Origin of the sequence: Octadecabacter sp. B2R22, assembly GCF_018861045.1 — a bacterium.
In the GTDB taxonomy this organism is placed as follows: domain Bacteria; phylum Pseudomonadota; class Alphaproteobacteria; order Rhodobacterales; family Rhodobacteraceae; genus Octadecabacter.
In genome coordinates this window covers 12,381-25,606 of sequence record NZ_JAHKQJ010000009.1, presented here as the reverse complement: position 1 = coordinate 25,606, position 13,226 = coordinate 12,381, and the positions used below count along the sequence as shown (strand labels likewise).

At 53.4% G+C, this 13,226-nt stretch carries 9 protein-coding genes; 4 read left to right on the top strand and 5 right to left on the bottom strand.

Going from position 1 to position 13,226, the window contains the following annotated elements; genetic code table 11:
* Positions 1-5: 5 nt before the first annotated feature.
* The 3 genes from KO486_RS12835 to KO486_RS12825 all read left to right on the top strand — a co-directional run bounded on the left by KO486_RS12835 (position 6) and on the right by KO486_RS12825 (position 4,115).
* Entirely contained in the window at positions 6-1,700 is a 1,695-nt protein-coding gene (locus KO486_RS12835) for a sulfotransferase family 2 domain-containing protein (protein WP_216037686.1), read from the top strand.
* Positions 1,701-1,764: 64 nt separating this feature from the next.
* The gene (locus tag KO486_RS12830; protein WP_216037685.1) at positions 1,765-2,691 is read left to right on the top strand and encodes a hypothetical protein; all 927 of its coding nucleotides are present in this window, start codon (positions 1,765-1,767) and stop codon (positions 2,689-2,691) included.
* On the top strand, positions 2,688-4,115 hold the full coding sequence (locus KO486_RS12825; RefSeq protein ID WP_216037684.1) for a mannose-1-phosphate guanylyltransferase/mannose-6-phosphate isomerase: 1,428 nt from the start codon (positions 2,688-2,690) through the stop codon (positions 4,113-4,115). Before KO486_RS12830 ends, KO486_RS12825 begins: the two co-directional genes overlap by 4 nt.
* Before the next feature lie 61 nt (positions 4,116-4,176).
* On the opposite strand, the gene KO486_RS12820 is transcribed toward KO486_RS12825, so the two are convergent.
* The 3 genes from KO486_RS12820 to KO486_RS16585 form a co-directional block, all read right to left on the bottom strand.
* Positions 4,177-5,277, bottom strand: coding sequence for a DUF2793 domain-containing protein (locus KO486_RS12820; RefSeq protein WP_216037683.1), 1,101 nt, complete (start codon positions 5,275-5,277; stop codon positions 4,177-4,179).
* Positions 5,278-5,361: 84 nt separating this feature from the next.
* On the bottom strand, positions 5,362-7,335 hold the full coding sequence (locus KO486_RS12815; protein ID WP_216037682.1) for a DUF4214 domain-containing protein: 1,974 nt from the start codon (positions 7,333-7,335) through the stop codon (positions 5,362-5,364).
* Between the two features lie 50 nt (positions 7,336-7,385).
* Positions 7,386-9,941, bottom strand: a complete 2,556-nt coding sequence (locus KO486_RS16585) for a DUF4214 domain-containing protein (RefSeq protein ID WP_216037681.1) — start codon at positions 9,939-9,941, stop codon at positions 7,386-7,388.
* Between the two features lie 173 nt (positions 9,942-10,114).
* Here KO486_RS16585 and KO486_RS12805 point away from each other — a divergent pair, with 173 nt between their 5' ends.
* The gene (locus KO486_RS12805; protein ID WP_216037680.1) at positions 10,115-11,056 is read left to right on the top strand and encodes a glycosyltransferase family 2 protein; all 942 of its coding nucleotides are present in this window, start codon (positions 10,115-10,117) and stop codon (positions 11,054-11,056) included.
* An 11-nt stretch (positions 11,057-11,067) separates the two neighbouring features.
* Here the strand turns inward: KO486_RS12805 and KO486_RS12800 are convergent, their stop codons facing one another.
* Positions 11,068-11,733: an ABC transporter ATP-binding protein gene (locus KO486_RS12800; protein ID WP_216037679.1), complete on the bottom strand. Its 666-nt coding sequence runs from the start codon at positions 11,731-11,733 to the stop codon at positions 11,068-11,070.
* 15 nt (positions 11,734-11,748) lie between these two features.
* On the bottom strand, positions 11,749-13,212 hold the full coding sequence (locus KO486_RS12795; RefSeq protein ID WP_216037678.1) for a sugar transporter: 1,464 nt from the start codon (positions 13,210-13,212) through the stop codon (positions 11,749-11,751).
* Positions 13,213-13,226 lie beyond the last annotated feature (14 nt).

The window sequence follows — 13,226 nt, the reverse complement described above, 5'->3', positions numbered from 1 at the left end:
TTCTTATGACACATGTGACCGCCGTTTTTTGGCCACTTACAGACATCAAATCAGGGTCTATTCCTGATGAGGCCAAGGTGTTTTTGGCGGAATTGGCGAATGCGACAGAGACTAAAATCAAAGTCGCAACAGCAGCACAGCTGAGCGGTGAAGACCCCATTGAAGGCCAAAAAGTTGTGGTCCATTTGGCATTTTTGCCTGGTGCCATTCTCGCTTTCGAAAAGGCTGTGCGTGACGGCCTTGAAGACACCGTTGATAACTTTGCCCGCTTTGTCAGTGAATACTTCTCTAGTTTCCTCGACTTCCGGAAACGTTGGATTGGCGGTTCAGACGTCAAATCCACACCAAAGCTGAACCTGAATGCAATGCGGCTGACACCGGCCAAAACGCTGAATCCTGTAATCAACGCTCTTGCGCCAGAAAAGCACGAAACCACCCCTCTGCTTTCAACTGACGCAGAACGCTTTTGCGCTCCTTTGCTACCTCTTTTGGACCGTCTCGTTCCGGACACGTTCCGCCATAACAATGAAGATGTAATTACGGGGCTTCGTACCCTCAAACTTCCTCGCCACGTCGTGCAGCAGACATACCAAAACATCATGGGTCGTGATGCGACGAATGCACAGATCATCCTCTTACAAGGCCTGCCCACGATTGACCGACTGCGCGCATCCCTTGACGCGTCCAAGAAAGACCCAAAACAAGTTGGTCTTTCCGATCGTGACATCCAGACAAGCTATAATGTTTTCCTAGGTCGCGCGCCCTCACCTCAAGAGATGGAGAGAGTGAAGAACACGCACCCTGACATCACAAGCCTTCGTCAGGTTTTCCTAAAGTCGTCCGAATTTTCGGCGCAGTACAAGAATATCGCCGGCGCTCAACCTACCGCGAACGTCCAGCAGTCTACGCCTGCGACGCCATTCAAGAACATCACCAAGTTTCAGCCGGCAAAAGAGGATCGCGTTGTATTCCTGCACATTCCCAAATGCGGCGGTACAACTTTACACAACATGCTGTCTTACTGGTTTGGACAATCGAATGTTCACTCCGAACGGTTGAATGGTTTGTACGGTCACACTGGCGCTAGCCTCGCGTCTGCAAAGGTCTTCTCTGGTCATTACGATCACTACGCCACGACGCTCATTCCTGGTCCTAAGAAGATGATCACGTTCCTGCGCGACCCGCTGGATCGACTTGTATCACTGTACAACTTTCACCGAGCGCACTCGCCAAGCATTATCGAGCGTCACAACCTCGTTCTGCCCCGTTGGGCGAACGAGCACGACGTCGACAGCTATTTTGAACACCCGGTCATTCGCAACAGTCCGGCAATCAACAACACAATGGTGCGCTATTTCTCTGACGTTCCACAGATCGGGCGGTACCATGAAACCGGCGCCGCCAAAGAAATCTCGCTCGACGAGATGTTGGAACAAGCCCTGCGCAATCTGGAAAAATTCGCGTTTGTTGGCTTCATGGACCAATACGCAGCGGACATGAAACGCCTTGCCGCGACGTTGGGCTGCGAACCGCCTTCAAAAGTCAAGAAACATCAGGTTCTCGATGACCTTATGGACAGCAGCCCCGATATGCGGAAAATCACCAAACAAAAACCAACCGCTCAATCGCGTGACGACATGGAAGAGCTCGTTGCATATGATCGTATCTTATATGCCCATGCACGAGAGCTTCTCAAATGATGATCCGTCGCCACATATCCAGCTGGACGACCTCGCAGCATGAAACATCAGTTGTAGGTTCTAAATGCCCTTAAATCCAAACCAAGTCGCTCTGGCCTACCAACTGATTTTGGACCGTCGCGGGTCCGAAAAAGAGATCGCCAACCAAGCCAAAAACCACGAAACGCTTTCTTCGGTGCGACGTGCGTTCATGGGATCTGACGAATTTCGACGTCGGTATGCAGCGATGCTTGCAGAACAAGACGCGCAGATCAAACCGGCGCTTATCCACCTTCACCTTCCTAAAACGGCAGGAACCTCTCTGGCCAAAGCGCTGTCTGCGGAACCATCCCTGCAGCCGAACCGGATTGTGCACGATGGCACGTTGGATGAACTAAAGGCCCTACCCCGCCCTGTAAGACGGAACCTCCGATATATTCGTGGGCACCTTAGCATGGGCGCGGGTGAGGCATATGGCCTGCCCTATCGTTATCTATGTGCGCTGCGTCGCCCCGGGCCGCGGATCTTTAGCTTTTACCAATTCATCAAACGTACCCGCACACATCCTTCATTTGAGATACTCAACGAACAGGACATGAGCTTTGGTGACTACCTTGATTACAGCACCCGAACGCCTAACCACCGTCTGGAAATAGACAACGGTCAGATGCGCCGTTTGTCTGGTCAGTTCAATGCGACCAGCTTTGGCACCGAAGCCAGCCTTTTGCGTATGGCGCTGCATAACATCACGGCCCCCAATATGATTTTGGGCGTCGTAGAGAAGATCGAACTTCTCTTGGCGACGCTCGTCAAAGAAGGGTTCCTCGCGTCCCCGAATATCGATCGCGCTAATACGTCGCCGAACTCGGACAAATACGAGTCCGCGATCTCTTCGCTGAGCCCGAAACAACGAGAAATTTTTGAACGCTATACCGTTTGGGACAACATCCTTTACGATACATGTGACGCGCTCATTGCACCGCAGTCAAATTTGAAAGGCCTAACTCAATGATTACACCGATTTTACTGTGCGGCGGTTCCGGAACTCGGCTCTGGCCACTTTCCCGCAAGAGCTTTCCAAAACAATTCGCTGATATGATTGGTCATGAAAGCCTGTTCCAAGCTTCGGCCAAACGTTTTGCTGGGCCGGAGTTCACGGACCCAATCATCATTACAGGAAACGACTTTCGGTTTATTGTAACTGAACAGCTCGACGAAGTCGGAATGAACGCGACTGACATCATGATCGAACCTGAGGGACGCAACACAGCCCCGGCCGCGATCGCAGCAGCGTTGCAAGTCGCCAAGACAGATCCAAATGCGATGTTGCTTCTCGTGCCATCCGATCACGCTGTCGCAGACCCGCAGGCTTTCCGTACGGCCGTCGAGAAAGGCAGCGTCGCAGCGGCAGAGGGCCAGATCGTCACTTTCGGTATCGCGCCAACACGCGCTGAAACCGGTTATGGCTGGCTCGAAGCGGGTGATGAAACGCACCCAAAGGTCCACCAGCTGACGCGGTTCATTGAAAAACCTGATGAAGAGCGTGCTCAGGCCCTGTTCGAAAACAAGGTCAACCTTTGGAATGCCGGTGTATTCCTTGCGAAAGCAAACACACTGATCGCGGCGTTCCGCGAACATGCCCCCGAAATCTTGGCGTCCGTCGAGGCTGCAATCAACGCCGGTACAAACGACCTAAGCTTCATTCGCATCGACCCTGATCTATGGGCAAGTGTCCCCGAAGACTCCGTCGATTACGCGGTCATGGAAAAAGCCAATAACATGAGCGTCGTCCGTTTCGATGGGCAGTGGTCCGATCTGGGAAGCTGGGAATCCGTTTGGCAGGAATCGCCAAAGGATGAAAACGGAAACGCATTCTCCGAAAACACAACGGCATTTGATTGCGAAAACACGTTGCTGCGATCGGAAACCGACGAAATTGAACTGGTCGCAATCGGCATGAAAGACACTGTCGCCGTTGCCATGCGCGATGCGGTGATGGTCGCAAATCTGTCCGACAGCCAGCACGTCAAAAAAGCTGTAAAAGTTCTGAAAGACCGCGGTGCGAAGCAGGCTCAGCACTTCCCTGTAGATCACCGCCCATGGGGTTGGTTCGAGACACTGGTACTCGCCGACCGCTTTCAGGTTAAACGCATTCACGTTCACCCTGGCGCGTCACTCAGCCTTCAAAGCCACCACCACCGTTCCGAACACTGGATCGTAGTGGCAGGGACGGCAAAGGTCACAGTTGATGATACGGTTACCCTGCTGACTGAAAACCAATCTGTCTACATTCCACTTGGTGCCGTTCACCGTATGGAAAATCCCGGTAAGGTCCCAATGGTCCTGATCGAAGTGCAAACAGGTGCGTATTTGGGTGAAGACGACATCATCCGCTACGAAGACATCTATTCGCGCGGCCAAGGCGCCAAAGGCTAAAAACGGTAGCGGGCCTCCTGTCTTGGAGGCCCGCCATCTAAAGACGTCTAAATCGTTGTATTTAGAACCAGCGCCCCTGTGCCATGACCCTAACTTCGCAGGTGTCCGCACTGGCAAAGCTGGTCATGCCACTCAGACGATACAGCCAAAACACAGCCGAGGTTGCGCTGTTGTTACCCAGCATAACCGACCCCACTTCGTCCGGCCCCGGCGTCGCATTAACGTTGAGATCAGACAGATCGACAATTCCTGTGGTATTGGCTTCGGCTGCAAACGAAATGGGATACGTCCATGTCCCCGAAAGCCGTGCCGTCCCCGAGTAGTCGAGTGTCAAAGTGGTCGTGCAAATTTGGCTGCCATCGGCAAAGCGCACATAATCACCATTCACATTCGACCCTGTTTCGACGATCGCACCTGTTGGCACGCCGCCGGTTTGCGAAACCGTGCCAATAACAGTGCTTTTGACATAACCGTCCCCGTTCCGGATTAGCCGCCCGTCCGTGATGTCCGTTGGGCCCTGTGTAACCGCCGCACCACTGGCCAGACCGTCCGCCCCATCAAATCGCAATGCCTCGGTCCATGTGGAACCATCATCAGACACCTTGATTGAAAACTCATCGTTACCGGCAAGGCCCATTTCCGCCCGCCCGGACCAATTGCTTTGATAAAGTAAGCTGGCCGTATCGCCACTGCTTGCTTTGTTCACCTTCAACTGATGCCCGCCCCCATCATGAGACAACAAAGTTGCGTCAGCAGCAACAGACAGACGGTTTACAACATCAGCTGTGGTGTTGACCCCCAATGTCTCTATGGCGCCTTGGCCTTCGACTGTGATCCAAACACCGGAGGTCATGACCACCTCAAGGGCTTCCGCGATGACCCACGCGCGCCAACCTTCTTTTGCCGTCAGAAAAATCCAGCCCGTACCGTTCCACAATGCGATCTTGTTATCCTGTCCCAGCCACACTCCGCTGGCCAGTTCGGGCACAAGATAACACGCGCCGGACTCGACCGTGCCCGTCGGTTCAATCAAAGTTCTGCTTTCGACGGACAGCTGCGCCACTGCGTCAATGATCTGCAAAGCTTCATTATGCGTGACGTGTTTTTGGGCCTGCGACGGCGCCAAATATGGAAGTTCTAGATTGGCCGAAACATCCGACATATTATGGGTTCCCCGAGTTGATGGCGTGATTGCACCAAACCTAGAAACCATCCTTTAAGACATCAGAAACCCACCGCGCGTTGCCTAGATCAGGATCATATCATCCGTGATCAGTGAGATATCTGTGTCCACGAATGTAACCGTCGCATTGGCGTCGTCATCAAAAACAACATCGTCACCTTGCTGACTGAACAAGGCTTGGGCGTCTGACACATTCGCCAAGTCAAAATCAGTGAGGTCGATGAAATCCCATGCCTCAAGATCAAGAACCGTCGTTTCCGCTACAGTCTCGGAGAAAATGAAACTGTCCGAAAGAGAACCACCCGCAAGCAACGTCCCATCCTTGCCGGCTTCCAGTTCATCATCGACACCTTGCGCGATAATCCAGTCTTTCAGGCTATCGGTTGTCGACCGAATAAACTCGGCACTCTGTGCGAACCCTTGGACAACCTCGACCTCGGTCATCCCGTCAGCCATCCGCTGCGACCAGTTTTCCAAACCGGTTTCGTCGGGCGCGCGATCAAGAACGTTGGCATACAAAAGCGTTACGAATTCAGAATCCGACAAATCCTGATAGGTATTCGCGAACTCCGTTGAGTTCACAAAGCCGCTCGCGGCGTCTAAATAATCTGTCCCCGACCCAAGTCGATCGGACCAATTCGCAAATCCAGTCGCGTCAGGTGCTCGATCTAATGTTGCTTGGTACAACCGGAACACATCATCACTCCACTCGGACGGCGAATTGCCTTTCGTGAACGCACTGGCCGCTTCAGCGGTGCTACTCTTGAACTCGGTGCTCTCTGAAAAACCTTGGATGACCGATGCTCTCTCGGTTCCGGCTTCCAGCTCTCCAACCCAACGCGTTAGCCCGGCGTCATCCGCATCCCTGCCAAGTACGTTAGAATAAAGAAGCTCAACAAAGGCTTCGTTCTCAAGCCCGCCGTACTGTGTTTGATACTCGCTAGAGCCCATGAACCCACCAATGACGTCCAACAGTTCTTGGCCTTCGACAGCAAGACGTTCGGTCCATGCCAGATGCCCCGAATTATCTGGCTCACGCCCAAGGACAGCCTGATAAAGGCGGAAAACTTGTTCAGAGACGGACGAGAAATACTGTGCCTCAAATCCATCGGCAAACGTATAAGCCGTCTCCACAAGATCTTCGAAAAACCCGTCTAGCTTCGTATTTTCATCGGCGACGTCGACCGAATACGTCGCAACACCAGTTAAATCATCGCCCGAGAATTCAACGGTGTAGCTTCCGGCGTCGACGGCCACTTGGTATCCACCAGCCGCCCAAGTCGTTGTTGTAAAGACATCGCCAGTGTCGTCATCGGTTACGGTAACAGTTACATCCCCTATCCCCTCACCCATGTCGTAGAACTGGTCATCATCCGCATCGTCAATAAAGACGCCTAACAGATATACGACGCTACTGCCGAAGGATGCCGCGAAATCCTGCGTAACCACCCACGGGCCGACACCGGTGCTGGCATCAGTTTCCTCCAACGCGGAAATACCAATGTCTTCAACCGTCCCTGACATGATTGACGCTTGATGACCCGCGCTGTCCTGAATGCCGTCGCCAAGGCTCTGCCAGTTGCTATAGAGGGTGCCGTTTTCATCAAAATCGACGGCATCGTACCCCCAATCAACCATGAACCCGACATGACCATACAGTGTGTCCTTGGTGTACGCGTAAACGTTCTCTCTTACCGTCCACAGATTGTCATAACCGGCATCTTCGATCCGATTGGACAATGATGCTTCACCATCGACCTGATGGGACTGTTCATCTACATCAATCAACAGCTGCGAATGGGCATCTGCCGCCGCCGCGAGAGCATCGTTCCAAGCGAGAGGCGCAACAGGATCATACGCCGCCATCTGCGCCGCATAGACGTCCATATCGACGCCAAAATAGCTGATCGCGGACGCAACATCAGGGTTAGATGAAATCGCATCCATCGCGACGTCATATTCCCCGTCTGGATTCATGCGGGCGCGATTGATGTATTCCAACATCAGCTGTTCAAACTCAGTCGGCGCGTTTTCCATATCTCAACTCCTGCTCATCAGACAAAAAGCATGTTTCGCATTGGCGGTGTTCAGAACAAAAACTCGGAATCGAGGATCTGTTCGAGTGTCGTGTTGCAGAATTCTATAACCAAGCCTGCATCTTCAAAAATTACGTTGGTCCCATCTGAAACCAGCAACTGCGCAATGTCAGAAACTGAATCCCATTCGGATCCGGCGAAACTTAGAACATCCCAAGGCTCGAAATTTATGATCACATTGTGGCCATTTGTGGATTGCTCGAACGCAAATGTGTCAGACATAATGCCGCCGATCAGGACATTGCTGCCCCCTCCTCCGGACAGAATGTCTTCGGTGCCAAAACTCTTCACCCAATCTGTCATCGCATCATGGGTCGCCTCTTTGAATTCTGTACTTTGGGCAAATCCCTGCACCACTTGCGCCCGCGACATCTCTCCGGTGGTCAGTCGTGTCGTCCAATTTTCAAGGCCAGTTTCATCCGGCGCGCGGTCGAGAACGTTGTTGTAAAGCAGTTCCACAAAGCCACCATTGTCCGTCGCCCCGTAGGTGTTTTGAAATTCTGCAGAATTGGTGAACCCGTCAACAACGGTCAGATAGGACGTCCCTTCGGCCAAACGTAACGACCAATTTCCAAACCCACCCTCATCAGGAACACGATCAAGCGTTGCCCCATACAGCCGGAAAACATCGTCCAAAAACCCGCTTTGAAGTCCCGCCCTGCTGAAACTCAAAGACTCGATTTCTGTGGTGCCCTTGAACTCGGCACTTTCAGAAAATCCCACGACGACTGAACTGCGACTTGCGCCATCGTCCAACCGCGCAGTCCAGTTTGCCAACCCTGTGGCATCTGGGGCGCGACCCAGCACGTTTTCATAAAGCAGGCTCACAAACCCTTCGTTGTCCAAATCTCCATATGTCTTTTGAAACTCAGGCGAATTCACGAAACCATGCGTCACCTCGACCAGTGTGTACCCCCCACTGTCCAAACGATCCGCCCAGTTGTTCAATCCAGTGACATCCGGTGTCCGGTCCAACGTGGCCTGATACAGGCGGAATATTTGCGATGAAACCGCATCAAATGCACTGTCGACCACCCCCGCCAATAAGAAATCATCGCCCTCGCGGCCATCTAAAAGATCTTGCTCCTCTGTTCCTGTCTCATTCAGGGCTTCGGTGGGCAGGGCCGTCGTATCGATCTGCCATATTCCGGCTTCATGACTGGCAAGAAAATCTTCTTCCAAAATCGGGTCACCGTCATCACTGTTTAGCCGAATGGTGGTGCCGTTCAGCTTGACCTCCAACCCGTTCTTCTTGGATTTGAATGTCAGCTGATCAAGGTCGAAAAACTGATCGAAATCACTGAAATCCAGGTGGTCGGTGTCAATGTTGAAATCGTTCACAACCTGTCGAACACCAGAATCTTCGATGACAAACTGATCCGCATTGGCCGTGCCAAAGAATATGCCCTCATCATCGCCCAGTTGGGGTGTTGGTAATTCAACGTCGAGGTCATCAACCCGCAGCTGCGTAATCCCGCGCCCTGCTTCGGTGTCGTCAAGCGTTTCCCCCGTCACAAAAATGTCCAGCCCGCCGTCACGCCAAACCATGTTTAGGCCGCCCGTATCCATCAACGCCATCTCACGCATCTCGTCGTCAAGGCTCGCGACGTGGGACAACTGCCCGTCGGCTTGCAGTGACAACAGACTTAGCCCGTTGTCGCTGCCGCCCGCCAGAATAAGAACTCGGCCGTTCACTTCTAGGGTTTCCAAATGGACCAAACCATCGAAAAACGTATCGCGCGTGTCGTTCACCTGACTTATGACCGTCATCTGCCCTGTCGCATCTAACGCCACCACCGATATCGAACTGCTGCCAGCGGCACCCACAATGGCAAATGTTTGGCCATCCAGCTCGACCACGTCCAATTCTGTGGGGGTGGATATGAACAGGCCATCCCGATCATCCAACCGCGTCGGAACACCCAAAGTGCCGTCATCCAGAACACGAAATGCCAGTAAATCATCCGTGGTGTGATCCAGCGCCAACACATGTGATACCCCATCCGGTTCTGCCATTTGGACGGCGTGAACAGAACCGGCGGATAGGAACGATGAAACGTCAGTGCTGCCAATTTCGACCAAGGTCCCCGCGTCACGTTCCCAGACCGTCAGCCCGTCACTATGGCGGCTCGCCGAGACAAAGTAGTGACTGCCCCCGCTATAATAATCGACGAATGCCGTTATGGCCTCGTCTTCGTGTCCAACAAATGAGAGCGTCTCTAACCCGCCAAGCGTTCCGTCTGAATTGATCTCCCATGTTTCGATTTCAGTGCCATAACGCCCCACCGCGATCAAAGTCGCCTCACCATCAAATCCGGTGACAGATAGCGAACGCCCCGCATCGAGCCCTTGGATAGTGTCATAGTCTTCGTGGTCCAGAATCGTCATGTCGCTGCCCGTTGTTCGGGCTGTAACACCGCCCCCCATCGCGCTCGCCGTATAGACATAGGTCTCTTCGCCAAGCGTAAAGCTCGTTACGTCAGCCAGCCCGATGGTGTGCGAAACCTCTCCGTTCGTCTGCGTCGAAACATGTTCGAACTCGGCCACGCCCTTGCTCCACCTAAACCACTCCTAGGCTTCTTGTGTGCGAGGCGACGTGACCAAACGCGCGGCGCGAACGCGGCAGGACTGCGCCTTTCGGATTTAATTTCACAAAAATTAATAGCTTTATTGAGAGGACCACCGGTGTTAGCCGCTAAATCAATCGATTTGGAACCCGTATGACCACTCCCACGAACACAGCAGACTTACCGCGCGTGACGATTATCTTAGCGACCTACAACGGCGCTAAATACGTTCAACAGCAACTCGATTCATACGTGGCTCAAACAGACGTAGATTGGGATTTGTGGATCTCTGATGATGGGTCATCCGACGACACAATGACGATTCTCAAGACCTTCGCCAAGGAAAACGGGCACAACCGCACCATCAAGATTTTGGCAGGTCCCGGCGAAGGCCCAGCAGCCAATTTCATGTCCGTTTTGGTTCATCCTGACCTCCCCCAAGATCAACCAGCCGCACTGTCGGATCAGGATGATGTTTGGCTGCCCAACAAACTGTCAACGTCCCTTACGACACTCAGCTTCACTGCCGGACCCGCCTTGTTCAGCAATCAAAGCTATCACACAGACACCGACCTGAATGTGATCGGGCACTCGACCCCGCCAACCCGCGGTCCATTCTTTGAAAACGCGCTGGTCCAAAATATCGCAAGCGGTCACAGTCTCGTCTTGAACACAGAGGCGCTCTCGATTGTTCGTCAGGCTGGGCTCCCTGAAGGCATTCCCTATCATGATTGGTGGCTCTATCAGCTGATCAGTGGTGTCGGGGGTACGATCCACATCGACACAGCGCGGCTCATTTACTATCGGCAACACGCCTCGAATGCGATGGGGGCGCACGATGGTCTGCGTGCGGGCCTCATACGCCTAACCCAAGTCTTCGGGAAAACTTATGGCGCATGGGTCGCCACAAATCTAAGGGCCCTGTCCAAAGTCAGCCCCCTGCTCACCCCTGCCAATCGGGACATCGTCAGACGCCTTGAAACAGCTCCCAAAGGTCCGGCACGACTAAAAGCGTTCTACGCGGCACGTATCCGTCGCCAAAACCGCATCACGACAGCGCTTCTGTACCTCGCTGTTGCGTTAGGCCGCGTGTGACGAAGACGCAGCTAGGTGCTGTCCCGTTCCATGTTTGCGTCGTGATACTCAATGCCGTCTTCAACGTCGTCGAAGAACCGTAGCTCGCCATTTTCCAGAACCACCGCTGAATCACAAAGGTTCCGGATTTGTTGCATTGAGTGACTCACCACGACCGCGCCAGCGTTTTTCATGCGTGCCTTGAACAGCTCATCACTTCTTTTTCTGAATGCCGCGTCCCCGACGGCCGTGATCTCGTCCACAAGGTAGGTGTCAAACGCCACCCCCATCGAAACACCGAAAGCCAGTCTAGACTTCATACCTGATGAATACGTCCGCAGTGGCAAATGAAAATGAGCACCAAGACCCGCAAAATCAGCGACAAAATCGATCAGCTCATCTGTATCCACGCCGTAAATGCGCCCGACAAAACGGCAGTTTTGTGCGCCACTCAATTCACCATGAAATGACCCCGAAAAACCCACCGGCCAAGAAATTGCACCCGTGGTCACCACCCTTCCAGACGTCGGTTGCATGGTGCCTGCGATCATCTTCAGGATCGTAGACTTCCCCGCGCCGTTGCGGCCCAACAATGCAACAGACTGGCCTTCAGGAAACACCAGATTGGCATTTTCCATGATGACCTTTCGCCGACCATCCAGGGCGAATTCCTTGGTGACATTCTCAAATCGGATCATTGATCTAAGACACCGCTAACGTCGGTCTTTGACGGAATAATAAACGAGCGCGACAAGGCTCCAGAGCAGGAACAGGAACAAGGTGAACACGACCTGCAAAATCAAACGCTCGGGATAGACAGCACTTTGCGCGCGCGTTGGTTCTAGATAGGCGGCCAAATACCGGCTTTGGCGGCTGGCTTCGGACAAAGCACTGTCATGGGCCGCTCTGGCTGAAATATAGGCCTCCTGCGCAAACTCTCGGTCCACGACAAGCGTCTCGTACTCGCCAATCAGGTTGGCAAACCCTCCTAGGTCATCGTCCGGATCTGCCGACCCCGCGCCCCCTAGTTTGCGACGTTCTTGAATGATGCGTTCTTCAATCACTTCCAAACGGCTGCGCTCTTGCACAAGCCTCGGGTCTGCTTCAGACGCCATCCGGCTCAACATATCCAATGCAATCAATGACTCGGCTTTTTGTTGCTGCAAACTCGCCAGCAATGACGTTTGGCTTTGTAGATCCAATTCCGGGTCAATGATCTGGTTCTCGTTGCGGAACAACGTCAACGTCGAACGCGCGGTGCGCAACCGGTCCTCTGCTTCCCCCAGCTCGCGGGCGGTGTAGCGAATACTGTCCTCTCGCGCGACCGCACTCAGCTGGTTGATCATGCCAGAACTTTTCTCAAACAACCGCTCCGCGATCAGCGTCGCGTCATCAGCTTCAAAGGCACGCACCTCGACCTCAATCAGCCCTGTTCCAGCAGCATATGAGACGTTAACCATCCGCCCCCAGTACACCATAATGTCTTCAATCGAGGCGTTAGGCGTCAGCGCGAACACAGGATCCTGCGACGGAATGCGCCAAAGCGTTTCCTCGTCAGTTGGCAACGACCAGATTTCAGTCAGATCGATCTCGTCTTCCAATTCACTGACCAGTTTCTGGCTTCTGAGATATTCGAACAAAATGTCCGTATCCGTAGAACTCGAACCAGAGAAATTGGTAAGCCCGACCAACACGTCCGTGGGCGACGATGAATCTTCCCGACGTACAGAAAACCCAACACTCGACGCATATTGATCAAACGCGACAGTCCACAAGTAGACCCCGCTCACGACACTCGGTGCCACGACAAACAATAGAAATGACAACGTCACTATGAAATGACGCAACCGGAAAAAGCTCCGTCGTACAGGCGGTCGCACTGCTGCCTTTGGCGGCTGTGCTTTCGGTTGGGGTTTTGGCTTTGGTTTGGCTTGCTGCTGGGCCTTCGGTTTGGGCTGCGGCTTAGGCTGAGCCTTTGGTTGCGCTTGCGCTTTTGGTGGGGCCTTCGCTGCTTGTGCCGCTCGTTCTTCCCGCGCCGCCTTTTGACGCGCGGCTTTACGCTGGTCCGCTTTGCTGGGGCCCTCTTGATCGGTGCTATTGGCAGCCTTTGCAGCAGAACCTTGAACAGTCTCAGACGGTTTAGGTGCGGCTGCATCAGAATTAGAGGCTGAGGACATCGCAGGGCCTTTCA